This window comes from Streptomyces sp. NPDC107575 (assembly GCF_055657265.1).
Map to the genome: position 1 here is coordinate 1,055,271 of NZ_JBVKBG010000002.1, position 21,923 is coordinate 1,077,193.

The 21,923-nt window shown below is 69.5% G+C and carries 28 protein-coding genes, 1 tRNA gene and 1 pseudogene; 17 read left to right on the forward strand and 13 right to left on the reverse strand.

What is annotated here, in order from left to right; genetic code table 11:
- Positions 1 to 268: 268 nt before the first annotated feature.
- The 3 genes from tdh (at position 269) to ACZ7L4_RS11330 (ending at position 3,509) form a co-directional block, all read left to right on the forward strand.
- Complete coding sequence (tdh, locus tag ACZ7L4_RS11320; RefSeq protein ID WP_422471953.1) at positions 269 to 1,297, forward strand: L-threonine 3-dehydrogenase; 1,029 nt, start codon at positions 269 to 271, stop codon at positions 1,295 to 1,297.
- 72 nt (positions 1,298 to 1,369) lie between these two features.
- Entirely contained in the window at positions 1,370 to 2,560 is a 1,191-nt protein-coding gene (locus tag ACZ7L4_RS11325; RefSeq protein ID WP_450808491.1) for a glycine C-acetyltransferase, read from the forward strand.
- 46 nt (positions 2,561 to 2,606) lie between these two features.
- Entirely contained in the window at positions 2,607 to 3,509 is a 903-nt protein-coding gene (locus ACZ7L4_RS11330; protein WP_472101472.1) for a LysR family transcriptional regulator, read from the forward strand.
- Positions 3,510 to 3,576: 67 nt separating this feature from the next.
- On the opposite strand, the gene ACZ7L4_RS11335 is transcribed toward ACZ7L4_RS11330, so the two are convergent.
- Both ACZ7L4_RS11335 and ACZ7L4_RS11340 read right to left on the reverse strand, forming a co-directional pair.
- Positions 3,577 to 4,311 carry an SDR family NAD(P)-dependent oxidoreductase gene (locus ACZ7L4_RS11335; RefSeq protein ID WP_472101473.1) on the reverse strand — a complete coding sequence of 245 codons (735 nt, stop codon included), beginning with the start codon at positions 4,309 to 4,311 and terminating at the stop codon, positions 3,577 to 3,579.
- A gap of 139 nt (positions 4,312 to 4,450) precedes the next feature.
- On the reverse strand, positions 4,451 to 5,047 hold the full coding sequence (locus ACZ7L4_RS11340; protein ID WP_472101474.1) for a TetR/AcrR family transcriptional regulator: 597 nt from the start codon (positions 5,045 to 5,047) through the stop codon (positions 4,451 to 4,453).
- Positions 5,048 to 5,162: 115 nt separating this feature from the next.
- On the opposite strand from ACZ7L4_RS11340, the gene ACZ7L4_RS11345 reads away from it, so the two are divergent.
- The 5 genes from ACZ7L4_RS11345 (at position 5,163) to ACZ7L4_RS11365 (ending at position 9,255) form a co-directional block, all read left to right on the forward strand.
- Positions 5,163 to 5,768, forward strand: coding sequence for a helix-turn-helix domain-containing protein (locus ACZ7L4_RS11345; RefSeq protein ID WP_472101475.1), 606 nt, complete (start codon positions 5,163 to 5,165; stop codon positions 5,766 to 5,768).
- Between the two features lie 2 nt (positions 5,769 to 5,770).
- The gene (locus ACZ7L4_RS11350; protein ID WP_472102014.1) at positions 5,771 to 6,334 is read left to right on the forward strand and encodes a GNAT family N-acetyltransferase; all 564 of its coding nucleotides are present in this window, start codon (positions 5,771 to 5,773) and stop codon (positions 6,332 to 6,334) included.
- A gap of 103 nt (positions 6,335 to 6,437) precedes the next feature.
- On the forward strand, positions 6,438 to 7,394 hold the full coding sequence (locus ACZ7L4_RS11355; RefSeq protein ID WP_472101476.1) for an alpha/beta fold hydrolase: 957 nt from the start codon (positions 6,438 to 6,440) through the stop codon (positions 7,392 to 7,394).
- A gap of 64 nt (positions 7,395 to 7,458) precedes the next feature.
- Positions 7,459 to 7,818 carry an MmcQ/YjbR family DNA-binding protein gene (locus ACZ7L4_RS11360; protein ID WP_385768050.1) on the forward strand — a complete coding sequence of 120 codons (360 nt, stop codon included), beginning with the start codon at positions 7,459 to 7,461 and terminating at the stop codon, positions 7,816 to 7,818.
- A gap of 99 nt (positions 7,819 to 7,917) precedes the next feature.
- Positions 7,918 to 9,255 carry an MFS transporter gene (locus tag ACZ7L4_RS11365; protein WP_472101477.1) on the forward strand — a complete coding sequence of 446 codons (1,338 nt, stop codon included), beginning with the start codon at positions 7,918 to 7,920 and terminating at the stop codon, positions 9,253 to 9,255.
- Here the strand turns inward: ACZ7L4_RS11365 and ACZ7L4_RS11370 are convergent.
- On the reverse strand, positions 9,203 to 10,159 hold the full coding sequence (locus ACZ7L4_RS11370; RefSeq protein ID WP_472101478.1) for a transketolase family protein: 957 nt from the start codon (positions 10,157 to 10,159) through the stop codon (positions 9,203 to 9,205). The genes ACZ7L4_RS11365 and ACZ7L4_RS11370 overlap by 53 nt on opposite strands.
- A gap of 71 nt (positions 10,160 to 10,230) precedes the next feature.
- The gene (locus ACZ7L4_RS11375; protein WP_472102015.1) at positions 10,231 to 10,881 is read right to left on the reverse strand and encodes a thiamine pyrophosphate-dependent enzyme; all 651 of its coding nucleotides are present in this window, start codon (positions 10,879 to 10,881) and stop codon (positions 10,231 to 10,233) included.
- Between the two features lie 253 nt (positions 10,882 to 11,134).
- On the opposite strand from ACZ7L4_RS11375, the gene ACZ7L4_RS11380 reads away from it, so the two are divergent.
- The 3 genes from ACZ7L4_RS11380 to ACZ7L4_RS11390 all read left to right on the forward strand — a co-directional run bounded on the left by ACZ7L4_RS11380 (position 11,135) and on the right by ACZ7L4_RS11390 (position 12,405).
- Positions 11,135 to 11,208 (forward strand) — tRNA-Pro (locus tag ACZ7L4_RS11380).
- A gap of 619 nt (positions 11,209 to 11,827) precedes the next feature.
- Positions 11,828 to 12,079, forward strand: coding sequence for a hypothetical protein (locus ACZ7L4_RS11385; protein ID WP_472101479.1), 252 nt, complete (start codon positions 11,828 to 11,830; stop codon positions 12,077 to 12,079).
- Complete coding sequence (locus ACZ7L4_RS11390; RefSeq protein WP_472101480.1) at positions 12,079 to 12,405, forward strand: hypothetical protein; 327 nt, start codon at positions 12,079 to 12,081, stop codon at positions 12,403 to 12,405. The genes ACZ7L4_RS11385 and ACZ7L4_RS11390 overlap by 1 nt, the downstream gene beginning before the upstream one ends.
- 256 nt (positions 12,406 to 12,661) lie before the next feature.
- On the opposite strand, the gene ACZ7L4_RS11395 is transcribed toward ACZ7L4_RS11390, so the two are convergent.
- The 4 genes from ACZ7L4_RS11395 to ACZ7L4_RS11410 form a co-directional block, all read right to left on the reverse strand.
- On the reverse strand, positions 12,662 to 12,958 hold the full coding sequence (locus ACZ7L4_RS11395; RefSeq protein ID WP_472101481.1) for a hypothetical protein: 297 nt from the start codon (positions 12,956 to 12,958) through the stop codon (positions 12,662 to 12,664).
- Positions 12,951 to 13,169: a hypothetical protein gene (locus ACZ7L4_RS11400; protein WP_472101482.1), complete on the reverse strand. Its 219-nt coding sequence runs from the start codon at positions 13,167 to 13,169 to the stop codon at positions 12,951 to 12,953. The genes ACZ7L4_RS11395 and ACZ7L4_RS11400 overlap by 8 nt, the downstream gene beginning before the upstream one ends.
- 23 nt (positions 13,170 to 13,192) lie before the next feature.
- On the reverse strand, positions 13,193 to 13,441 hold the full coding sequence (locus tag ACZ7L4_RS11405; RefSeq protein WP_472101483.1) for a hypothetical protein: 249 nt from the start codon (positions 13,439 to 13,441) through the stop codon (positions 13,193 to 13,195).
- Between the two features lie 219 nt (positions 13,442 to 13,660).
- A complete protein-coding gene (locus ACZ7L4_RS11410) occupies positions 13,661 to 13,945 on the reverse strand; it encodes a hypothetical protein (protein ID WP_472101484.1) in 285 nt (94 codons plus the stop codon).
- A gap of 166 nt (positions 13,946 to 14,111) precedes the next feature.
- Here ACZ7L4_RS11410 and ACZ7L4_RS11415 point away from each other — a divergent pair, with 166 nt between their 5' ends.
- Together ACZ7L4_RS11415 and ACZ7L4_RS11420 are read left to right on the forward strand one after the other, a co-directional pair.
- Positions 14,112 to 14,516 carry a hypothetical protein gene (locus ACZ7L4_RS11415; protein WP_472101485.1) on the forward strand — a complete coding sequence of 135 codons (405 nt, stop codon included), beginning with the start codon at positions 14,112 to 14,114 and terminating at the stop codon, positions 14,514 to 14,516.
- 36 nt (positions 14,517 to 14,552) lie between these two features.
- Positions 14,553 to 14,765: a hypothetical protein gene (locus tag ACZ7L4_RS11420; protein ID WP_472101486.1), complete on the forward strand. Its 213-nt coding sequence runs from the start codon at positions 14,553 to 14,555 to the stop codon at positions 14,763 to 14,765.
- 6 nt (positions 14,766 to 14,771) lie between these two features.
- On the opposite strand, the gene ACZ7L4_RS11425 is transcribed toward ACZ7L4_RS11420, so the two are convergent.
- Complete coding sequence (locus ACZ7L4_RS11425; RefSeq protein ID WP_472102038.1) at positions 14,772 to 15,278, reverse strand: hypothetical protein; 507 nt, start codon at positions 15,276 to 15,278, stop codon at positions 14,772 to 14,774.
- On the opposite strand from ACZ7L4_RS11425, the gene ACZ7L4_RS11430 reads away from it, so the two are divergent.
- The 4 genes and pseudogenes from ACZ7L4_RS11430 to ACZ7L4_RS11445 all read left to right on the forward strand — a co-directional run bounded on the left by ACZ7L4_RS11430 (position 15,232) and on the right by ACZ7L4_RS11445 (position 18,560).
- Positions 15,232 to 16,002, forward strand: coding sequence for a transposase family protein (locus tag ACZ7L4_RS11430; protein ID WP_472101487.1), 771 nt, complete (start codon positions 15,232 to 15,234; stop codon positions 16,000 to 16,002). The genes ACZ7L4_RS11425 and ACZ7L4_RS11430 overlap by 47 nt on opposite strands.
- 127 nt (positions 16,003 to 16,129) lie before the next feature.
- Positions 16,130 to 16,372 (forward strand): annotated as a pseudogene (locus tag ACZ7L4_RS11435) (transposase); the annotation flags it as partial.
- Between the two features lie 433 nt (positions 16,373 to 16,805).
- On the forward strand, positions 16,806 to 17,288 hold the full coding sequence (locus ACZ7L4_RS11440; protein WP_472101488.1) for a DedA family protein: 483 nt from the start codon (positions 16,806 to 16,808) through the stop codon (positions 17,286 to 17,288).
- Between the two features lie 732 nt (positions 17,289 to 18,020).
- Complete coding sequence (locus ACZ7L4_RS11445) at positions 18,021 to 18,560, forward strand: hypothetical protein (RefSeq protein WP_472102016.1); 540 nt, start codon at positions 18,021 to 18,023, stop codon at positions 18,558 to 18,560.
- Positions 18,561 to 18,727: 167 nt separating this feature from the next.
- On the opposite strand, the gene ACZ7L4_RS11450 is transcribed toward ACZ7L4_RS11445, so the two are convergent.
- The 4 genes from ACZ7L4_RS11450 to ACZ7L4_RS11465 all read right to left on the reverse strand — a co-directional run bounded on the left by ACZ7L4_RS11450 (position 18,728) and on the right by ACZ7L4_RS11465 (position 21,905).
- On the reverse strand, positions 18,728 to 19,465 hold the full coding sequence (locus ACZ7L4_RS11450; protein WP_472101489.1) for a hypothetical protein: 738 nt from the start codon (positions 19,463 to 19,465) through the stop codon (positions 18,728 to 18,730).
- 392 nt (positions 19,466 to 19,857) lie between these two features.
- The gene (locus ACZ7L4_RS11455; RefSeq protein WP_472101490.1) at positions 19,858 to 20,274 is read right to left on the reverse strand and encodes a cupin domain-containing protein; all 417 of its coding nucleotides are present in this window, start codon (positions 20,272 to 20,274) and stop codon (positions 19,858 to 19,860) included.
- A gap of 67 nt (positions 20,275 to 20,341) precedes the next feature.
- A complete protein-coding gene (locus ACZ7L4_RS11460) occupies positions 20,342 to 21,067 on the reverse strand; it encodes an SDR family NAD(P)-dependent oxidoreductase (protein WP_472101491.1) in 726 nt (241 codons plus the stop codon).
- Positions 21,068 to 21,083: 16 nt separating this feature from the next.
- On the reverse strand, positions 21,084 to 21,905 hold the full coding sequence (locus ACZ7L4_RS11465; protein WP_472101492.1) for an SDR family NAD(P)-dependent oxidoreductase: 822 nt from the start codon (positions 21,903 to 21,905) through the stop codon (positions 21,084 to 21,086).
- Positions 21,906 to 21,923 lie beyond the last annotated feature (18 nt).

Here is a 21,923-nt window from a genome sequence, read left to right on the forward strand (position 1 = left end):
TTCGCAGGGCGGATTAATGGGGCGTCAGGGCGCCCTGGGGGAGGGGTCCTTCGGAGTGCCCGCGCGGGCGGGCCTGTAGGAAACCTGGGGCGCCGCTTAAGAAAACCTCGATGGACCGAACGCCCCGTGTACGGAAGAGTCTGCGGTGTCGGCGGACCGCATACGGGACGTATCCGGACGACTGCCGCAGCACACCCCTAAGCACCCACTCTCCCCGCACACGGGCCGATTTGCCCTGCCCGCGTGCGCGACGACAGGAGTCGAACCCTTGAAGGCACTGGTCAAGGAGAAGGCCGAACCGGGTCTGTGGCTCACGGACGTGCCCGAGCCCGGCGTCGGCCACGGGGACGTACTGATCAAGGTTCTGCGCACCGGGATCTGCGGCACCGACCTGCACATCCGCAGCTGGGACGGCTGGGCGCAGTCGACCATCAGCGCGCCGCTGGTCGTGGGCCACGAGTTCGTCGGCGAGGTCGTCGAGACCGGCCGCGACGTGAGCGACATCGCCGTCGGCGACACCGTCAGCGGCGAGGGCCACCTGGTGTGCGGCAAGTGCCGCAACTGCCTCGCCGGGCGCCGCCACTTGTGCCGCGCGACGGTCGGCCTCGGCGTCGGCCGCGACGGCGCGTTCGCCGAGTACGTGGCGCTGCCCGCCTCCAACGTGTGGGTGCACCGCGTCCCCGTCGACCTCGACGTCGCCGCGATCTTCGACCCGTTCGGCAACGCCGTGCACACCGCCCTTTCCTTCCCGCTCGTCGGCGAGGACGTGCTCATCACGGGGGCGGGACCCATCGGCCTGATGGCCGCGGCCGTCGCCAAGCACGCCGGCGCCCGCAACGTCGTCATGACCGACGTCAGCGAGGAGCGCCTCGAGCTGGCGCGGAAGGTGGGCGTGAGCCTCGCCCTGAACGTGGCGTCCTCGACCATCGCCGACGGCCAGCGCGAACTCGGCCTGCGCGAGGGCTTCGACGTGGGCCTGGAGATGTCCGGCAACCCCGTCGCCATGCGCGACATGCTCGCGAACATGACCCACGGCGGCAAGATCGCCATGCTCGGCCTGCCGTCCGAGGAGTTCGCCGTCGACTGGGCCCGGATCGTCACCTCGATGATCACCATCAAGGGCATCTACGGCCGCGAGATGTTCGAGACCTGGTACGCGATGTCGGTCCTCCTGGAGGGCGGCCTCGACCTCTCCCCGGTGATCACCGGCCGCTACGCCCACACCGACTTCGACGCGGCGTTCGAGGACGCGGCGAGCGGCAAGGGCGGCAAGGTCATCCTCGACTGGACTGCCTGATTTTTGGGCTCGGTTCGCAGCCGCTGCACCGTGGAACGCCGCCAACGCCCCCGTACCCGTAAGGAAGACCCCATGTTCGACAACGTACGCGCCGACTTCCAGACCACCCTCGACGAGATCGCCGCCGCGGGCCTGCACAAGCCCGAGCGGGTCATCGGCACCCCGCAGTCCGCCACGGTCGACGTCACGGCGGGCGGCCGCCCCGGCGAGGTGCTCAACTTCTGCGCCAACAACTACCTGGGCCTCGCCGACCACCCCGAGGTGATCGCGGCGGGCCACGCGGCCCTCGACCGCTGGGGCTACGGCATGGCGTCCGTCCGCTTCATCTGCGGCACCCAGGAGGTCCACAAGGAGCTGGAGGCGCGCCTGTCGGCCTTCCTCGGCCAGGAGGACACGATCCTGTACTCCTCCTGCTTCGACGCCAACGGCGGCGTCTTCGAGACCGTGCTCGGCCCCGAGGACGCAGTGATCTCCGACGCCCTCAACCACGCCTCGATCATCGACGGCATCCGGCTGTCCAAGGCCAAGCGCTTCCGCTACGCGAACCGCGACATGGCGGACCTGGAAGCGCAGTTGAAGGCGGCCTCCGGATCCCGCAGGAAGCTGATCGTCACGGACGGCGTCTTCTCCATGGACGGCTACGTCGCGCCGCTCACGGACATCTGCGACCTCGCCGAGCGCTACGACGCCATGGTCATGGTCGACGACTCGCACGCGGTCGGCTTCGTCGGCCCCGGCGGCCGCGGCACCCCCGAGCTGCACGGCGTGATGGACCGCGTCGACATCATCACCGGCACCCTCGGCAAGGCCCTGGGCGGGGCGTCCGGCGGCTACGTCGCGGCGCGCGCGGAGATCGTCGCGCTGCTGCGCCAGCGTTCGCGCCCGTACCTGTTCTCGAACAGCCTCGCCCCGGTGATCGCCGCGGCCTCGCTGAAGGTCCTCGACCTCCTGGAGTCGGCGGGCGACCTCCGCGAGCGCCTCGCGGCGAACACCAAGCTGTTCCGCACGCGGATGACGGAGGAGGGCTTCGACATCCTCCCCGGCGACCACGCGATCGCCCCGGTCATGATCGGAGACGCCTCCGTCGCGGGCCGCATGGCCGAACTCCTCCTGGAGCGCGGCGTCTACGTGATCGGCTTCTCGTACCCGGTGGTCCCGCAGGGACAGGCGCGCATCCGCGTCCAGCTGTCGGCGGCGCACTCCACGGAGGACGTGAACCGGGCGGTGGACGCGTTCGTGGCGGCGCGCGCCGAGCTGGGCTGACGCCGCCGGTGCTGGGGATGTCAGACCCGTTTGGGAGAATCACCGCATGATCGAAGCGCGGCGGCTGCACATCCTCCGTGCGGTGGCCGACCACCGCACCGTGACGGCTGCGGCCGCCGCGCTGTACCTGACCCCCTCGGCGGTCTCGCAACAGCTCACGGCGCTCGAGCAGGAGACCGGCCACAAGCTGGTCGAGCGCGGCGCGCGCGGGGTCCGCCTGACCTCGGCCGGCGAGATCCTGCTCACCCACACCAACGCGGTCCTCGCCCAGTTGGAGAAGGCCGAGGCCGAGCTGGCCGCGTACAGCACGGGCGAGGCGGGCACGGTGACGCTCGCCTCCTTCGCGACGGGCATCGGCCTCGTCGTGGGACCGGCGCTCGCCCACTTGTCGAAGGCGGCGCCCGGCATCCGCGTCCGCGTCCAGGACGCCGAGGGCGACGCCAGCCTGCCGATGCTGCTCGACCGGCAGATCGATGTGGCGGTCGCCGTCGAGTACCGGGGCGCGCCGGGCGCCGACGACGACCGGATCACGCGCGTGCCGCTGTACGCGGAGCCGTTCGACGCGGTCCTGCCGGTCACGCACCGCCTCGCCGCCGCGGAGCGGGTGCCGGTCGCCGACCTCGCCAAGGACACCTGGATCGGCCCGTACCCCGGCAACCCCTGCCACGACGTGGTCGTCCTGGCCTGCGAACACGCCGGTTTCTCCCCGCAGTTCGAGCACTCCTCGGACGACTTCCGCGCCGTCGTCGCCCTCGCCTCGGCGGGCGCGGGCGTGGCACTGGTCCCGCGCTCGGCCCTGCACGGCGTGGACCTGAGCCACGTGGTGGTCCGCCCGATCGACGGCGCGGCGCCGACCCGCAAGGTCTTCGCGGCGGTGCGGCACGGGGCGGAGGGGCATCCGCTGATCCGGCCGGTCCTTGAGGCGCTGGGGGAGGCGGCGGAGGGCTGAGGCGGGGAGCATTACTGGGCCTCACCACTTCCACCTGGCCCGGCGCGCGCAGTGCACGTCAGAGCGCCTACACCTGCGCGTAGCCACCGTCGGCGAAGAACTCGGAGCCGTTGACGAAGCTCGACGCGTCCGAGGCGAGGAATGTCGTCACCGCGGCGATCTCCTCGGGCTCGGCGAGCCGGCCGAGGGGGATGCCCTCCCCGGTCTGCTCGAGCATCTCGGGCGGGAGCAGCTCGAGCAGCCCCGGGGTGCGTGTGCCGCCCGGGGACACGACGTTGACCCGGAAGCCACGGGCGCGCGAGCTGTGGGCCCAACCGCGCGCGAGATTGCGGATTGCGGCCTTGGAGGCCCCGTACACCTCCAGCCCCTGGTCGGGCCGGGTGCCGGCGGTCGAACCCGTCAGAATCACCGACGCACCGTTGGTGAGGTGGGGCAGCGCCTGCTGGAGAGTGAAGATCGTTCCCTTGACGTTGGTGGCGAACATGGAGTCGATCACCTCCTCGGTCACCTCGCCGAGCGGAGCCACTGTGCCGATGCCGGCGTTGGCGACCAGCACATCGATGGGTCCGGCCTGCTCGCGCACGCTCTCGTAGAACGCGTCGAGCTGCGAGGGATTCGAAACATCGCAGACCGCGCCGGTCACGCCGCTGCCGAGTTCGGCGAGCGCGGCGTCGAGGGCGTCCTTGCGGCGTCCGGTGATGAACACGTGGGCGCCCTCGTCGCGGAACGCGCGGGCGGTCGCGAAACCGATACCGCTGCTGCCTCCGGTGATCACGGCGACCTTGTCTGTCAAGACGGCCATGCCGCCCTCCTTCAAGTTATGGACCGATGCGTCAATAACCATCCTCGATATGGACCGCACGGTCAAGAACGTGTGTGGCGCGCGCGAAGGTCGCGGCAGTGTTCGTCCTGCCGGGGGGGCGACGATCGGTGGGTGAGGGCTAGCGCGTGGGGGCGGACAGAAGTCGCGCCAGGGTGGACTGCGCCGCTGCGGTGAGCCCGTCGATGTCCATGCCGGTTCGTCCGAGCGCGATGAGGCCGAGCTGGGCGACGAGGACGGCGCGGGCGGTCTCGGCGGGGCCGACGTCGGTGGCGAGGTCGCCTTCGCGCTGGGCGCGCTCCAGTGCCGCGGTGAGGATGACGGTGATCGCGTCGTAGGTGCGGCGGGCCTCGGCGGCCACGTCCGGAGTGCTGCTCGCGAGTTCGGCGTTGCTGTTGGCCAGCAGGCAGCCCCGGCGTGCGGTGGCCCCGGTCGGGTCGGAGGTGGGACCGAGCACGAACTCGCGCACCAGGTCGATCCCTCGCGCCGCGGACTCGAGGCGCTCGCGCAGCATCGACAGGTTCGCGTCGTCGTACTCGCGCAGCGCCCGTAGGAAGAGGCTGTGCTTGTCGCCGAACGCCCCGTACAGGCTGCCCTTGCCCAGGCCGCTCACGCGCAGCAGATCGTCCAGCGACGTCGCCGCGTATCCCTTGTCCCAGAACTCGTCGCGGACAGCGAGAACCACGCGGTCTTCGTCGAACTTGCGGGGGCGGGCCATGCTGCTCACGGTACTGGTTCTGGACCGTGCGGGCCGAAATGGGTGGGCGGCTCCTGATCCAGGAAGGGGTGGCGACGTAACATGCCTGTCTCATATCTGGGATACCGTGCCGAATATGAGACGCGAGAGTGGTGCGCCGCCGCGCGACGCCAATGACCTGGACCCGGACCCCGTGGACGCCCGGCTCGGCGCCCGGCTCGCCGAGTTGCGGGCCGAACACGGCCTGTCCCTGGGCGAGTTGGCGGACCGCAGCGGCGTGAGCCGCTCCACCCTGTCGCGCGCCGAACGTGCCGAGATCAGTCCGACCGCCGCCCTCCTCAACCGCCTCTGCGCGGTCTACGGGCGGACCATGTCGCAGCTCCTGAGCGAGGTCGAGTCGGCCCCCGCCCAGGTCGTACGCGCCGCGGACCAGCCCCTGTGGCGCGACGACTCGACCGGCTTCGCGCGCCGCTCCGTCTCCCCGCCGCAGGCCGGACTGCGCGGCGAGGTGGTGGAGGGCACCCTCGAGCCGTACGCCGACATCGCCTACGACCGCCCGCCAGTCCCCGGCCTCGAACAGCACATCTGGGTGCTCGACGGACTCCTCGACCTCACCGTCCAGGGCACGACACACCGCCTGGAGACGGGCGACTGCCTGCGCTTCCGCCTCTGGGGCCCGACCCACTTCCACTGCCCGGGCCCCGGACCCGTGCGCTACGCCCTGGTGGTGGTGCTCCCGTGACGATCACCTGCACACGTCTTGCGCCCTCGGAATTCCCCGCCTACGTAGACGCGTTGGGCGCCCTGCTGGCCGACGTCGTACAAGGAGGCAGCTCGCTCGGCTTCCTGCGCGGACTGACGCCCGACGAGGCGGCGACCTGGTGGCGCGACTCCGTGGGCCCGTCGGTGGCGCGCGGCAGCACGGCCGTCTGGGTGGCGACCGGGACGGACGAGGCCGGCCGGTCCCGCTGCCTCGGAACGATCTCGCTCGCCTTCGCCGAGAAGCCCAACGGCCGCCACCGCGCCGAAGTGGTCAAGCTGATGGTGCACGGCAGCACCCGAGGCACCGGACTCGGCCGCACCCTCCTGGCGACCGCGGAGCGCGTCGCGGCGGAGGCGGGCGTGACGCTCCTGGTCCTCGACACCGAGACCGGCAGCCCCGCCGAGAACTTCTACCGCAAGGCGGGCTGGGACGAGGTCGGCGTCATCCCGGACTACGCGGCCGACCCGGCGGGGGTGCTGCGCCCCACGACCCTGTTCTGCAAGCGCCTCGAACCGCTCGTGCCGGTCGGCGATTGCCAGGAATGAGGGCCTACGGTGCGGGGGAGGTGCAGGCCAGCACGCACGCGTACTCGCACCTGCACACCCCCGCCCACAGGGCCGTACGGACTGTCCGAGAGGAAGCCGCCAGATGACCGCCACAGACCCGACGTACACGACGAGCGCGCTCAGCACCGGAGACGGCGCCGCCGTGGCCACGTACACCTGGCTGCCCGAAGGCGGCAGGCCCCGCGCCTTCGTGCAGATCGCGCACGGCGCGGCCGAGCACGGCCAGCGCTACGACCGCTTCGCCCGCCACCTGACCTCGCACGGCTACGGGGTCATCGCCTCCGACCACCGCGGCCACGGCGCCACCGCCCAGTCCACGGGCGGCTACGGGGTCACGGACGACAGCGACCCCGAGACCGTCGACGCGTGGGTGTCGATCGTCGAGGACCTCAAGGCGATCGGCGACCAGGCGCGCGCCCTCTATCCGAACGTCCCGTTCGTGCTGCTGGGCCACAGCCTCGGCTCGCTGCTCGCGCGCGACTACGCGCAGCGGTACGCGGACGACCTGGTGGCCCTGATCCTGTCCGGGACCTTCCGCTCCCTGCCCGGCGCCGACAACGAGGGCGACATCGCGGCCCTGGAGGCCCAGGTAGCGGCGGGCGGCCGCGCCGCCGCCTCGCCCTACGTGGGCAACCTCTTCTCCTCCTTCAACGACCCGTACGAGCACCGCACCGGCTTCGAATGGCTTTCGCGGGACGAGGCGGAGGTCGACAAGTACGTCGCCGACGAACGCTGCGGCTTCGACTTCTCGGCGGGCCTGTCCCTGGACTGGGTCCGCGCGGTGCGCCGCATCAACGACCCGGCGAACCTCGCCCGCATCCCGGCCGACCTGCCGATCCACATCGTGGTCGGCACGGAGGACCCGTGCAACCAGCGCATGACGCTGGTCCACGAACTCCTGGAGGACTTCCGCTACTTGGGCGTCGAGGACCTCACCTGGAAGGGCTACGAGGGCGCCCGCCACGAGATCCTCAACGAGACGAACCGCGACGAGGTCCAGGCGGACCTGGTGGCGTGGCTGGACAAGCGGGTGCCGTGACCCCGAGCGGGGCACCCTACGCGGCTCCCGGCCATTGTCAGTGGCGTTGGCTACGGTTCGTTGCATGCTGGACGCCGAGGATGTACGCACCGTAGCCCTGTCCCTTCCGGACACGACCGAGAAGGTCGCCTGGAGCATGCCCACGTTCCGGGTGGCGGGGAAGATGTTCGCCACGCTGCCCGAGGACGAGACGTCGATAGCGGTGCGCTGCCCGAAGGAGGAGCGCGACGAGCTCGTCCTGTCCGAGCCGGACAAGTTCTGGATCGCGGACCACGAGGCGTCCTTCGCCTGGGTCAGGGCCCGCCTCGCGGCCCTGGAGGACACGGCCGAGCTGCGCGACATCCTCGCCGACTCCTGGCGTCAGGCGGCCCCGACCCGACTCCTGGACGCACACCCCGAGTTGGGCGTTCCACGTGCAGGATGAAACCAGGTGAGCCGCCGTCCGTCCGCATGGCATCATCCGCTCGCGAGGGCCCACCGCGCGCGTGCGGTACGCCATGGGGACGACGAACGGGGAACGTGGATGGCCGACCGGGCGGTCGACGGCGAGGACGCCGGGGTCGCGCCCCGGCGCGGCATCTGGACCCGCGACTTCGGCCTCTTCTTCACCGCGAGGGGCGTGGCCAAGCTCGGCGACAGCATGCTGCCGGTGGCCCTCGCGGCGGGCCTCCTGCAGTACGGCTACGGGGCGGGCGCGGTGGGCCTGGCCATGGCCTCCTCGGTGGCCTGCTTCGCCGGACTGGTCATCTTCGGCGGCGTACTGGCGGACCGTTTCAACACCCGGCTGCTGATGACGGGCGCCGACCTCGTCCGCCTGGTCACCCAGTCCCTCGCGGCCGTCATGTTCTTCACCGGCCATGTCGTGCTCTGGGAGATCTGCGTCATCGGCGCGATCAACGGATCGGCCGCGGCGGTCTTCCAGCCCGGCGTCGCCGGCACGGTGCCGCGGCTGGCATCCGACGTCCAGGCGGCGAACGGCGCGATCCGGGTCGCGGAGTCCGGCGCGCAACTGGCGGGCCCGGCGGTGGCGGGCATGCTGGTCGCCCTGGCCTCACCGGGCCTGGTCTTCGCGGCACACGCGGGCACGTACGCGCTGAGCGCCCTGTGCCTGCTCCTCCTGCGCCTGCCACCGCTGCCAGGGGACGCGGCCGCCGGTAAAACCCGCTCCCGGGGCGCCTTCCGCTCCGAACTGGTCGAGGGCTGGCGGGAGTTCAGATCACGAAGATGGCTCTGGGGAGTCATCTCGGTCTGGTGCGTGCTGATGATAGGAGCGTGGGGCCCGGCCGTCCCCCTGGTCGCCGTCCAGGTCACCCAGGAGTACGGATCGAGCGCGTACGGCCTGGTGAACTCGGCGCTCGGCGCGGGCACGGTCATCGGCGGCGTCCTGGCCCTGCGCGTGCGCCCACGCCGGATGCTGCGCGCGGGCGCCCTGGCCCTGTTCGGCTTCGCCCTGTTCCCCGCGACGGCGGGAGCGGGCCTGGGGGTCCCGTGGATGATGGCGGGCTGCGCGGTGGCCGGGGCCGGCATGTCGTTCTGGGGCGTGATGTGGGCGACGAGCGTCCAGACCCAGGTCCCGCGCGAGGTCCTCAACCGCATCCACGCCTACGAGGTGGCCGGCTCCATCGCCATGCAGCCGGTGGGCCAGGCCCTGGCGGGCCCGGCGGCGGCCACATTCGGAACGCAGCAGGTCCTTTTGGCGGGCGGCGCGATCACGCTGCTGGTGGCGACGACAATGATCTCGGTCCCGGCTATCAGGGGCTTGGTGAGAGCGGACGCACTACCGCAGACCTCGCTCGGACTCCCTCCTGCTACGCCGGAACCCCGACAGCGCCGACGCTCCGGGAAAGCAGAAACCCACTGATCCGCTCCCGCAGCGCCGCCGCGTCGAGCCCATGCCCGACGATGTGCTCCTCGACGCTCCCGTACCGCCGCAGCTCCCGCCGCCCGACACCGAGCCCGAGAACACGGTGCGGAAGATCGGCGAGCGCGTCATTGGCGGCGCCGGTGGAGGTCCCGGCGAGATAGGGCTCGACGACCACGACGTCAGTACTGCCGTTTGCGCCCACGGCCCGCCGCAGCCCGGCACCATCAAAGGGCCGCACGGTGGTCGCGTACAACACACTCACATCAAGCCCTTCGGTGGCGGCCAGCACGTTGTCCAACATGGGCCCCACGGCGACGACAACTCCCCGCCGCCCCTCCCGCACACTCAGGAACCGCTCCCCGTCAACAGGCAGGGCTTCCCGATTCCCTTGCACGGAGAGCCGCACATATTCACGCGAGTCCTTGACGGCACCGCCGCTACCGCTACTGCTCCCGACGGCATGCCGCAGCAGAACCTCGGCCTCATCGGGATGCCCGGGCACGTGCACCCGCCACCCATCAAGGGTGTCGAGCAGCGCGACATCACCGGGGGACATGTGCGTGAATCCCCCCGAGGACACGTCGTACGACGCCCCGGCACTCACCAGCACACCCCCGACCCCCTGATGCCCGAAGTCCAACTTCACCTGCTCAAAGGGACGTTCGACGAGGAAGCTGGCGAAGGTGTGCATCACGGGCCGCATCCCGGCGAGCGCGAGCCCCGCCCCGGCCCCGACGAGCAGCTGCTCCCGGATCCCGACATTGATCACCCGCTCCGGATGCCGCCGAGCGGCCCCGGCAAAGGGCGCGGCCCCGATCTCGGCGAGAACGACGGCGACACGCGGATCCTCATCGAGAATCCGGCTGAGAACGGGGGCGAACCGATCACGCATGGTGTCCACGAGAACTTTCCTTTCGGGAGGGGGAGAGGGGGGAGGAACTCAGGAGTGGTCGAGGGGAGAGGGAGGGGGGCTCACTCAAACTTGGGCTCGACGCGGGCGACGACGGCGTGCGGTCGCCCTGGATGGGGCGCGGTGAACGCCTCGTACAGGGCTTCGTGATCCCGACCGTCGACGGTCACCGTCGACCACCCGGCGGCCTCGAACCGGGCGGCGATCCCTCCGGCCCGCCCGTAGGTGGCGGACAGGTTGTCCACGACGACGGTGTGCAGCCGCTCGAGCCCGAAGGCGCCGGCGAAGGCGATGGCCTCGTGATTGCTGCCCTCGTCGAGCTCCGCGTCCCCGACCAGGGTCCAGACGGCGGGCTCGCCGAGCCCCTGGGCGCGCAGCCCGAGCGCGGTCCCGACGGCGATCGGCAGCCCGTGCCCGAGCGACCCGCTCCCGATCTCCACGCCCGGCACGAGCACGCGGTCGGGGTGATGCCCGAGCCGCGACTCGTACGCCCCGAAGTCACTCAGCCACTCCTCGGGCACAAACCCCTTGGCGACGAGGACGGCGTAGTACGCCATGGGCCCGTGCCCCTTGGAGAGCAGAAACCGGTCCCGCCCGGCTTCTTCGACGCTCTCCGGCCCGACCCGCAGCACACGGTCGTACAGCACCCACAGGACGTCGAGGGTGGAGGTGGCGGCGGGCCCGTGCTTCTCGTCCCCGGTCATGAGACTCATGAGCCGAGGCAGATCTTCGTAGCGATAGCCGGTGTGCGCGACGGCTCCGGTGGCACTGGTCGCGATGGCGAGGTCATCCGCTGTGGTCGTCATGAAACGAAGCGTGCAACCTCAACTTTGCTTGAGGTCAACCCCTGCTCCCACGGCGCGCCGGATCCGGCCGCCCACCGGAAGTGATTCACGACCACCGCCCCGAGTGCGGTATGGTTTCTCTGCGCGTGAGGCCAGGGGGAAACCCCAGGTCAGCGAGCACCGGGACGTGGCGCAGCTTGGTAGCGCACTTGACTGGGGGTCAAGGGGTCGCAGGTTCAAATCCTGTCGTCCCGACAGTTCGAACGATCGAACGTCGCAGGTGAAGGGCCGTTTTCGAACGGCCCTTTTTCTGTTGCTCCCAGCTCCCAGTGGGAGCGTGGCGAGTGGAAGCGTGCTCCCACTGTCCCCTTGTCTGTTCGCTCCCACTCGGGCCGATGTGCACATATTCGATTCCTTGCGCGCGTGTTCACATCCGTGCCCGGTTTGTTACCCCCGGCTCCCCGTCCTATGGGTGACTTTCGGGTTATGGGCTTGCGCTCTTCGCGCTGGTGGGGGCCGCTCCCAGTGGGAGTGGGGTCGGGAGCGGTGTCCCCTTGGCTGGCGGATGGGTTATGGGGGCATGCGAATTGTTGACCCCATTTCCGATATTGGGCAGGCGGTATGCGGCTTTTCGGTGGCGGCTGTTGCGGGCTGCATCGAGAGGTTGAACGCGGGTGGGAACGGTTCGGCGAGTTCTGCGGATGTTGTGCGTCCTGGGAAGGTGATGCCGGTATTGCGTCCGCTCCCATGGCGAGGGTCTCAATTGCCTGGATCCGAGGGGCAGTTACAGTCCCGTGGCCAGCGGTGCGAAGACGATCTCTGAACCGCCCCCGAAGAAGGGGAGACGTTGCCGCCGGCCCCCGGGCCTGTGTGCATGCACCGCGACGGCTTCGAGGGCGAATGCACATGCCCTGCCTCCTGCCGCTGCTGCTATGCCGCCCCGCCCCAGCCCGAGCGGCGCCCGCCGCTGGCGGTGGATTACTCGGCCGGAAGCCACGCCTATCAGATCCTTGTTCCCGGCGATGCCTCCGTGGTCGCCGTGGACGGGGCCCTCTACATCCGCCACGCGGAGTTCCCTGTTCTGGGGATCTCCTGCGTCACTCCGCTGAAGCTGGAGGCCAGCTGATGGCGCTGACGCTCAAGACCGGCGCCAAGGGGGCGCGCTTCGAGTGCGAGGACGGCTCCATGACCGTCTCCTGGTCCCTTGAATCATCTCTGGCGGACGACGAACTGGTAGAGCGCCTCCGGCGCATCGTCGACTTCTACGACGCCCAGACGTGCCGTCCGGCGCTGCCGCAGCGCATCCCTGGTGCCGCGCTCGCGATGGTGAAGGACGTTCACCCCGCACCGTCTTGCGAGCCCGGAAACGGGTGGGCTGCGATGGTCCGGCCAGGGATCCCCGAACGCCTCCTGGGTGAGGTTGAGATGATGCCGCCGGACCAGCCGGCCTGAGGTGCTCTGGAAACGTGGTCCATCAGGCGAGAGAAGCCCCCAGACCTTCGGGTCTGGGGGCTTTCTGTGTGTCCGGAGGGGAGCGGACACAGGCAAGAGGCCCCCAGGGCCAGCATCCCGGGGGCCTCACCGTGGGGGCCCAGGGGCAGGGGGCCAGCTACTGCTGCCTGAGCCACGCTACGGGTGCTCGTCGGGGGCGGCGCATATATGTGCTCGATATTGCCGACACTCGGGGGCCGACTGTCAGGTCGGGGGCTTACGCGTGCCCGTCATCATCGTTGTTGTCCTCTGGGTACGGGTCGGGCACGAAGCGCTCCACGCGCGGCCAGAGCCGGGAGCCGAGCCAGAGCCCACCGGCCAGCACGAGCGCCCCGACCGCGAGCGTCAGCCAGTTCGTGTGCCACACGGCCTGCGCCAGGCCCCCGACAACGAACGCGAGGACGACGCCGAAGACGTAGATGAAGCAGCCGCTCACGCAGCCCATGGCTTCCGCACGGGCTTCCTCACGGTCTTCCGTCGAGGAGGGCCTGATCGGACCGATGGGGCTACTCATCGTGAGTCTTCTTCCGCTTGTCGGCGCGGCGGGCCTTGCGCCAGTCGCTCACGGTGTGGAAGACGGTGAACATCACCGCATAGGCGATGGCGTTGTCCCAGTCGCCGGTGTAGAGGCCGAGGGCGCCGAAAACGGCCACGGACCCGGCGGCGTTCACTGCGACGTCCCGGACCGTAGGTTTCTTCGGCGGCTCCGGCTGCCGTGCAGCCATCCACGCCCGCTTCCAGCGCGGCATCATCGCCGCCTCCGTATCTCGCGCTGCATGAGCAGGTCGAGGCGCTCCAGCTCGGCCTGTCGCTGCCGAGCGGGCGCCCGCCGGTCGCTGCGAATGGTGCGGACCTGGTAGCTGACGGCCCAGACGCAGACGGCCGCCCAGAACCAGCGAGCCCAGCCGTGGTGGTTCATGACCATTCCGGCGTAGAGGGCGACGCCTACGGCGAGCGAGACGTACGACCACAGGCTTCCGCGTACGGGCCGCTTCACTTGCGCCTCCGGCGGAAGAGGTGGACGGCGACCCCGGCCATGATGGCGTACGCCATGATCACGACCACGATTCCGACGTCGTGCGGCATCTCTCCTGGATAGGTCACTTGCGCCACCGATCCGAGATGGCGAAGCAGATTCCCACGACCACGATGACGCCCAGGAACGCCAGATCGAACCACCAGGGGATGCCGTCGTGACGGCCGCGCGCCAGGGCGCTCACTGGGGCGTTGCCTTCGACACCGAGCGGTACAGCACGACATTGTGCGCGCCGATCACGAATGGCACGACGCCAGCCCACCATGGAGAGCCCCAGGTGAAGATCGAGATCAGCGCGATGATCTCTGCGCCGACGGAGCACCAGATCGCGACGAGTAGGCAGATTTTCCGCATCTTGATCAGTGCGGGGTTGTTCTCCGGCGGGCCGTTCCGGCGGCGCTGGACCACGCCGTAGATGAGCAGCCCGACGAGGACGACGCCCGCGACGTATGTTCCGGGGTTCATGGTGCTCGCTCCGCTTAGTAAGCCCCCCGGCTGTCGATGTGTCCGGGGGACGTTAGGTGGCGGGGTGAAGCGGAGGAAAGTTGATCACGGGGGTTCGTTGCACGTCTCACATAGTTCGACCCTCAGTGGGCGCGGAGCCCTCGGGAGGCTGGCCCAGCGCACCTACGTGGGTGCGCGACGCAAGCATAGAATCGAACGTAAGTACGATCTCGATCCGCAGGAGCGCCTAGAGAAGCACAAGGCCGTCAGGGCGTGGCTGGTTTACCAGCTACAGCAGACCGAGGAGAAGATCGCGGAGCTGGAGAAGAAGGCGATCGAGTGGAAGGGCATGCAGGAGGCGTCGTACCGCGAGCGGCGGTTCACCATCGAGCCGGCGCGCACCGAGGAAGGGCTCGACTGCATCCACCGCGGCAACTGTCGGAAGCAGCCGCCGCCCGTTGACTTCTACCTGCCGGAAGAGCTGCTGGCGGAGGTGGGGGAGCGGCGCGTGGACGCCTGCTCGCTGTGCAACCCGCTGCCGGGGCTGCGCGGCCGGAAGACGTGGATGTCCGAGTCCGACGAAGGGGCCTGAGCTGCGCCGCGCTGCGGCCGGGCCCACCCTGGTGGCATGGGACCCGCGATAGTCGTGCACCGCCCGTCGCCCTCCGGTGGCCGCCGCGTCACGGTCGGCCACGTGATCCTGGGCCTGGCCCACGACGACTACGACCTGATCGAGTTCCTGCTCCGGGCCGGGCTGGACGATGCCGAGGCCCTGGTGGTCGGGGACTCTCCGCAGATTCAGTGGCGCGGTGGACGCGCGCACGAGTACGAGGCGGCGTAGCTCTCCCTAGGTCACGGGTGGCTGCTGGGCTTGGGAGGCCTCACCGGTGGAGGTGCGGGCGGCCTGGGATACGAACTTCATGTCGTCCGGGTCGCTCCGCCGCAGCACGAAGATCTTGGCCAGGGCCAACAGGCTCGGGCCGCAGAGAAGAGTGGCCAACCACCAGGCGTCCTGCGCGACGTAGACGCCGGCGCCGAGCACGGCAATGGCGCCGACCGCGCCTACGACAAGGCCTGCCATGTGACGGTTGTGCTTTAGCTGTTCCTGTCGCTCGTGGGTCTCCCTTTCGGCTGCTGCTGCCGCTGCGATGTCGATCCGCTCTGCGGCTTCGCGCTGCATGTCGAGCCGTTTCATAAGCGCCTGGTGGTCCCGTTTCAGCTGCAGTTCCAGCGCTTTCAGGGCGATGTCGAGCTTGTCCGGGCCTAAAGGGTGTTGCACAAGGCTCTGAGCTGGGCATCTCCCTTGTATGGCTGGGGTTTTACGTGCTGAGCGGGTGTGGGTGGAGACGTTCACGGGGCTGCGGTTGACGCAGTTTTCGGGTCTGTTGAAGGTGGTGCGGGAGCGGGGTGGCAACGGCACGCTGCGAGGCCGGCCATGGCCGCTGCCGCTGGCCGAGCGGGTGCTGATCGTTGCCGTGTACTACCGGACGAACCTGACGATGCGGCAGTTGGGTCCACTGTTCGGCGTCTCGTCGTCGACGGTCTGCCGTGTCATCCAGCGGCTTGGTCCGCTGCTGGCGGTTGAACCCGTCTCGAGCACGGCCGATGCCGCGGACCGGCTGTGGATCGTGGACGGCACCCTCGTCCCCGTCCGCGACCGGAGCGTCGGTTCATCGTCACGCAACTATCGGTTCTCGGTGAACGTGCAGGTCATCGTCGATGCCGACACCCGCCTTGTGATCGCCGCCGCCCACCCAGTGCCAGGTACCACCGCGGACGCGCACGCCTGGCGGGCCTCCGGGCTGAGCGAACACTGCCAGGGTGTGACCGTCCTGGGCGACGGTGCCTACCTCAACTGCGGGATGGTCGTGCCGCACCGCAAACGCCCCCGTCGACCCATGCTGCCCGGCGAGGAGGACGACAACGCAGCCCACCGCAAGGTGGGTGTACGCGTCGAGCATGTGATCGGCCGGATGAAGAACTACAAGATCCTCCGCGACTGCCGACAGCGAGGCGACGGCCTCCACCACGCGGTCCAGGCCGTTGCTCACATGCACAACCTCGCCCTCGCATCATGACCAGAAGACCGCGATCACAGGCCCTGACCTGCCCGAACACGGCCTTGTGCAACACCCTTTAGCCATCAGGACTGGAACCCAGGACGTGGGGCAGGTCAAACTGTCACCTAACCCTGCATCAGCCCCCTTCATCGACACCCACGAATGGGTCACCTCCTTCCAACTGCCGCCCTACGCACCCGATTTGAATCCAGTCGAGGGTGTCTGGTCACTGCTCCGCCGTGCGGGACAGTGCAACACCTCCTTCACCGATCCCGACCATCTGATGCGGGTCCTGGGTACCCACCTCCGCCGCATCCAGTACCGGCCCGACCTCATCGATGGGTGTCTCGCCGCAACCGGGCTCACCCTCACGACAACACAGCCATAAAGTCAGTAGACCGCTCAACTCCACATGGAGGAACCATGTTGATCACGCTCGACCACCCACCGCCTGCCGAAGGCCGCACGCCAGGTCATGTTGGTCCGTCTGGACAACTTCGATGCCCGGATGCCCGATCGGTAGGGGTCTGCGCCCTCGGCGAGCCGGCCGGATCCCACTGGCCCGCCTGTCGTTCCGCCCGGTAGCAGGGCACCCTGTACCCCCGCATGTGTGTTCGGTTAGGGTTGCCTTGCCTGGTGCACGGCGTGGAGGCTCGGGTTTTATTGCCGCAGGTAGCAACCCATAGGACGGAACGGGCAGAGGCGGGCGCAGATGAGAGACGGTGACCCGGGCGGGTGCGCGTCATACGCCGGCTGGAGCGGGACGCCTATGCGGGTGACGGCTGTCCTGGGTTCCGGCCCGGGGCCCGGGACGAGGCGTCGTGGGTAAGATCGCGCTCACGAGCGGAGCCCTGTATGTCATCGTCCTGCTCCGCGCCGGAGGGACGTTCGCCGTCGGGTGGCTCGCCGGCGCCGGTGCCCGACGCAGCAGGTTCGCCGGGCGTATGTCCTCGGCGAAGTTCCGGCGCGCCGAGCGGGCGATCCAGAGGTGGGGCGCGCCGGTGGTGGCCGTCTCATTCTTGACCGTCGGTTTCCAGACCGCTGCCAACTTCCTCGCGGGCAGCATGCGCATGCCGTTGCCCCGCTACCTCCCTGCCCTGTTCGTGGGCGGAGCGGCCTGGGCGCTGTTCTACGCGACTGCGGGGCTCGGCTTGCTCGAGCTGTTGGGAGGAATCTTCGCCCAGCGGACGGCCCTCGGGGTGTTCGTCGTGACCGTCCTCTTGCTCGCGGTGTGCGGGGTGGTGGTGCACCGCAGAAGAAGGGTGACCCCGTCCTCCGGTGACACCGTGGCCGAGGAGCCGTGAGCCCGTCGAGGTGGGCAGGCCGCTGGGTGGCCGTATGCAAGCCGGTATGCGCGAAGAGGGCGGCCAGGGCCCAGTGTGCTGCGGATGCCCGGGATGGTGACGCGGGATCAGGGCGACGACCGACGGTCTGATGAGCGTCGGCGCTCCAGGAGATGAGGATGCCGTCGGGGTTATCTTCTGGGGCCAGGCCGCTTCTCTGGCCGAAGTCGCCGTCGGCGACGACGGTCGTCGGCCTTGTGGCCAGTCCTGCACCGGCAGCACGGGTAGGTCCGAGGGGTTCCTCAGTGCCCCAGATAGTGGGTTCTGGGCATTGAAGTTGTCCATCTGGGCCAGGTGCCGTGCTTAGTAATACCCGTGTGAGGCCCGCACACAGTCGCGCGGGCCTCCCGCTCGCCCGGCGAACGTATGTCAACTACCGGTCGTTGTGCAGGTGTTGGGCGGCATCAGGATGAGCGGGGTGTGCGCAGGCCCGAGTGGCCGCCACGAGCGGATGAACCCGGTGACACGGTCGTGACGTAAACCGGGGCAACGGGTAGGGCGAGTCACTGGTCGTACAGAGCAGTCCGGCCAATTGGAACCAGCATGTGGGACCGCATGCACGAGCACATGGGGAACGCGCCGATGACGAACACCCGCACCCGCCTCACCACCTCCCGAACCGCCAACTCCCGCTTCCGTAGAGGCCTGTTGACGCTGACCGTGGTGGCGGCCGCCACCGTGGGCGTCGCCGCGATGACGACCACCTCCGCACTCGCGTCCGGCACGCCGAGGTTCCTGTCCCCGTCCCAGCTGCCGCCGCACCCCTCGTCACCCTGGTATGCGGGTCCGGTCACGGCCGGGCAGCCGGACCCGCTGCCGATGTGCGTGGGCGAGGCGCTGCCGTCGATCTCCGTGCACCGCGCGTACCACACCGACCTCGATGCCACCGCGCTCCAGGTGACGGTGGTCGAGCGCAGCGTGCAGCGCGCCAAGGACTTCGCGGCGCTGCTGCGCAAGGACCTGGGCGGGTGTGCCGCTGCGGTGATGAACCAGTACCCCGAGGTGAGCGCCACCCAGAAGTACTACGGTCGGCTCCCCGTGGAGGAAGGTGCGCACGTCTACGGCGTGCACACCACGACCACGTGGGGCGCGTCCGACATCAACCTGTTCTCGGTGGGCCGCGACGGAAACACCGTGACGGTGGTGCGCTGGGGGCAGATGGGCTCCTACCGTGACGCTCAGGTGGCCGACTTCAAGAAGACGACCGTGATGGCGGTGAACAAGCTGCGTTGACCTGCGGATGGGTGAGCCGTGCGGGGCCGTCTCGGTGCTGTGTGCGACGGCCCCGTACGGGGCCGTCTACTGCTCGGCCGTCAGTCGGAAGGTGGCGATCTCCCAGGCGTGCAGCTCGGCCTCGAACCGGCCCTCCTGTACGGGCAGTTCACCGATGGCGGCGCCGGTCAGGTCCGCGCGGTGCGAGGCCGTCGTACCCGCGCGGGCGAGGCGGACCGTCGTTGCGCGCGGGGTCTGGGCGACGACGCGGACCTCCAGGGCGCCGTCGCGCTCGCGTACGGAGCTGAGCACCACGCCGCCGCCCTCGACGCGCAGGTCCTCCTCGGAGGCGGGCAGCGGCGTCCGCGCGGGCGCGGTGCCGGGACCTGCGGGCCGGCCGGCTCGTCGCGGTGGGTGTGCCGGTTGCGGAAGATCTGGCCGGTGGGCCGCAGTTGGCTGAGCGCCAACTTGCGGCCCTCGTCGACCAGTTCGTACTCGGTGGCGTGCTCCAGGAGCGCGGCGACTCCACCCGTCGCGACGAACGCCGACGCCGGGAACGTGGGCAGCGCCTCCTCGCCGAAGCCCGGCTCCGCGGTCAGGCCGCGCTCGACGACCGCGAACTGGTCCTCGCCGTAGGAGACGTCGGCCTGGCGTGGCAACGGCACGTGCAGCCGGACACGGCGGTCGTCGCTGCGGTTGTCGAAGGCGACCCACAGCCGCACGAACGGCTCGCCCGCGCGCAGCTCCACCCGGGTGGTGACGGTGGTCGGCTCCGTGGCCTCGGTGCGGGCGTCGCCCGCGAAGTCGCGGGCGGTCGGCCACGCGTAGGCGCGGACGATCTCGTAGGCGGACAGCAGTGGGCCGTCCGCGACGCGGCGCACGGTGGCGCGCGAACAGCGCGCGCAGATCTTCCTCGCCGAGCCCACCTACGCGGACGACCCGCCGTACTTTGCACTGATCCGCGAAGAACAGCTGCATGGCCCCTCCGGAGAACCGCCTGGCCAATCGAGGCACAGGTTCAACGGAGGAGCCCTCCCGCAGGCAACGGGTGGCCACACTTCGGACCCGCGGCGGGCCCTGCGTTGCTGAGATGGCACTGCCTGAATTCGATGCTTCTTGGGGACAGTTGTATTGCGAAGCCGCCATCCGGCTGGTGCGGATCGCGCACGGTACATCGCATGCTGCTGCAGCCCGAGCTCTGGGCATCGCCCGGGCACATTCAGTCGGTCGGTGGTGATCCGCCGCCGGCAGCAGGCCTCGCGGTGCGGGACGGTTCAATGTTCTGCCCCGCCGGGCCGGTGCCCAGGTGTGAAGGACGTCAGGACGTTCGCTCGGTGACTTCCACCTGGGGAAGGTCACACGGCGTGTAGCCCGGCTCGTACCGCTCCTGGTAGCTGATCGAGAAGCACAGGCCCGCCATGCCCTTGTCTCCGGTGGGCCAGATGCTGTGCCGGGCGTTGCGGGGGATGTGCACGAGCTCGCCGACGTGGACGCGGTGCGCCTGGTCCTCGATCTGCATGATCGGTTCGCCCTCGAGGATGTAGTAGAACTCGTGGGTGTCGTGGTAGTGCGGCGCCAGTTTGCCGCCGGGCTCGATGGAGAACCGGTCCACGAACTCGAGGTGTCCGCCTGCGGTTTCGTCGCTCATCGTGAACTTGGGGATGAAGGACACGATGTTGACCGTGCCCTCGTGCTCGACGAAGAGCTTGGCGTTGTCCTTGTTGCGGATGTCCATGCTGGTACTTCCTTCTTGTGGTCGGTTCGCGGTTGTGCGCGCTTGTAGGCCTGTCAAGCGGGAGGGGTCACGGGGCGGTGAACCCGCCGTCGACGGGAAGTTCGATGCCTGTCACGTAGCTGGCCTCGTCGGAGGCCAGGAACAGGGCGCCGTAGGCGATTTCGCGGGGCTCAGCGGGGCGCCGCATCGGGGTCGCGGCGACAACGTCGGCGGTGATGGCCTCGTCTTGGGCAGAGATCATCGGCGTGGACGCGATCCCCGGGTGCAGCGAGTTGACCCGGATCCCCGCGTCGACGTACGACAGCGCGGCGTTCTTGCTCATCATGCGTACCGCCGCCTTGCTGGCCTGGTAGGCCGACACCCCGGACGCCCCGGCGATACCCCAGATCGAGGAGACGTTGACGATCGCGCCCTTGCCCTGACCGGTCATGGCGGGCAGTACGGCGCGCATGCCGTGGAAGACGCCGTTCTGGTTGATGTCGATGATGCGTTGCCAGTCGGCGGGGTCGATCTCCCCGATGGGGGCGTAGGAGCCGACCAGTCCGGCGTTGTTGACGAGGATGTCGATGCGGCCGTGCTCCGCGAGCACGGTCTGCACGAGCGCGTCCCAGTCGGCGGGGCGGGTCACGTCCAAGTGGCGGGAGGTGATGGCGGGGTGGTCGAAGGGGGGTGCTTCGACGATGTCGCCCACGATGACGGTCGCGCCCTCTTCGGCGAACAGTTCGGCCGTGGCGCGGCCGATGCCCTGTGCGCCGCCGGTGATGATGGCTATCTTCCGGTCGAGCCGGCTCATGGTGTTCCTTCGGGTGCTATTGGGCGGTGTAGCCGCCGTCGATGACGAGTTCGCTGCCGGTGACGAAACGGGACTCGTCGGAGGCGAGGTAGAGGACTCCGTAGGCGATGTCGGAGGGCTCTCCGACGGCCCCGAGCGGGTGCAGCGCGCGCATCTGCTCCAGGTAGCCGTCGAGACCACCGGGGCCACGGCTGCCCTTCTCGATGTTGAGAGGCGTGAGCGTGGTGCCGGGGTGGACGGAATTGACGCGGATGCCGTCGGGCGCGAAGGTCATCGCGTCGGTCTTGGACGCGATACGGACGGCCCCCTTGCTCGAGTGGTAGACCGGCGAGTCCGCATTGCCGATGATCCCGTAGATCGAGGAGATGTTGACGATGCTGCTCTGGCCAGGGCTGTTACGCATGTGAGGCACCGCGTACTTGGTGCACAGGAACGGGCCGCCGACGTTGACGCGGAAGACCTGTTCCCAGGCGGCCCAGGAGACTTGGTCGGAGGGTTCGTCGGGCCCCGATATCCCGGCGTTGTTGACGAGGACGTCGAGCCGGCCGAAGTGGCCGACCACCTCTGCCATCACGGTCTCGACGGCCTCCTCGTCGGTCACATCGAGGGACCAGAAGTGGGCCCGGCCGCCGGCGGCGACGATCGCCTCCGCGACCGCCTTGCCGGCGGGATCGCGGTCGGTCACTGCGACGGATGCTCCCTCCGCGGCGAGCAGTATGGCGATGGCTTCGCCGAGTCCCGCTGCCGCGCCCGTGACCACGGCGACCTTGCCGTCGACTCGGCCGCCGGTGCGCAGGGGCGCTGCGCTGCCCGGGAGGGGGCTGAGAGTTGCGTTCATGTCGTCACCTGTCTCGTG

Bases quoted from the DNA above. Each gene is read 5' to 3' on its own strand.
- ACZ7L4_RS11325 (WP_450808491.1), top strand. From the start codon at position 1,370: ATGTTCGACAACGTACGCGCCGACTTCCAGACCACCCTCGACGAGATC.
- ACZ7L4_RS11330 (WP_472101472.1), top strand. From the start codon at position 2,607: ATGATCGAAGCGCGGCGGCTGCACATCCTCCGTGCGGTGGCCGACCAC.
- ACZ7L4_RS11335 (WP_472101473.1), bottom strand. From the start codon at position 4,311: ATGGCCGTCTTGACAGACAAGGTCGCCGTGATCACCGGAGGCAGCAGC.
- ACZ7L4_RS11340 (WP_472101474.1), bottom strand. From the start codon at position 5,047: ATGGCCCGCCCCCGCAAGTTCGACGAAGACCGCGTGGTTCTCGCTGTC.
- ACZ7L4_RS11345 (WP_472101475.1), top strand. From the start codon at position 5,163: ATGAGACGCGAGAGTGGTGCGCCGCCGCGCGACGCCAATGACCTGGAC.
- ACZ7L4_RS11355 (WP_472101476.1), top strand. From the start codon at position 6,438: ATGACCGCCACAGACCCGACGTACACGACGAGCGCGCTCAGCACCGGA.
- ACZ7L4_RS11360 (WP_385768050.1), top strand. From the start codon at position 7,459: ATGCTGGACGCCGAGGATGTACGCACCGTAGCCCTGTCCCTTCCGGAC.
- ACZ7L4_RS11365 (WP_472101477.1), top strand. From the start codon at position 7,918: ATGGCCGACCGGGCGGTCGACGGCGAGGACGCCGGGGTCGCGCCCCGG.
- ACZ7L4_RS11375 (WP_472102015.1), bottom strand. From the start codon at position 10,881: ATGAGTCTCATGACCGGGGACGAGAAGCACGGGCCCGCCGCCACCTCC.
- ACZ7L4_RS11385 (WP_472101479.1), top strand. From the start codon at position 11,828: ATGCACCGCGACGGCTTCGAGGGCGAATGCACATGCCCTGCCTCCTGC.
- ACZ7L4_RS11390 (WP_472101480.1), top strand. From the start codon at position 12,079: ATGGCGCTGACGCTCAAGACCGGCGCCAAGGGGGCGCGCTTCGAGTGC.
- ACZ7L4_RS11395 (WP_472101481.1), bottom strand. From the start codon at position 12,958: ATGAGTAGCCCCATCGGTCCGATCAGGCCCTCCTCGACGGAAGACCGT.
- ACZ7L4_RS11400 (WP_472101482.1), bottom strand. From the start codon at position 13,169: ATGGCTGCACGGCAGCCGGAGCCGCCGAAGAAACCTACGGTCCGGGAC.
- ACZ7L4_RS11410 (WP_472101484.1), bottom strand. From the start codon at position 13,945: ATGAACCCCGGAACATACGTCGCGGGCGTCGTCCTCGTCGGGCTGCTC.
- ACZ7L4_RS11420 (WP_472101486.1), top strand. From the start codon at position 14,553: ATGGGACCCGCGATAGTCGTGCACCGCCCGTCGCCCTCCGGTGGCCGC.
- ACZ7L4_RS11430 (WP_472101487.1), top strand. From the start codon at position 15,232: ATGGCTGGGGTTTTACGTGCTGAGCGGGTGTGGGTGGAGACGTTCACG.
- ACZ7L4_RS11445 (WP_472102016.1), top strand. From the start codon at position 18,021: ATGACGACCACCTCCGCACTCGCGTCCGGCACGCCGAGGTTCCTGTCC.
- ACZ7L4_RS11455 (WP_472101490.1), bottom strand. From the start codon at position 20,274: ATGGACATCCGCAACAAGGACAACGCCAAGCTCTTCGTCGAGCACGAG.
- ACZ7L4_RS11460 (WP_472101491.1), bottom strand. From the start codon at position 21,067: ATGAGCCGGCTCGACCGGAAGATAGCCATCATCACCGGCGGCGCACAG.
- ACZ7L4_RS11465 (WP_472101492.1), bottom strand. From the start codon at position 21,905: ATGAACGCAACTCTCAGCCCCCTCCCGGGCAGCGCAGCGCCCCTGCGC.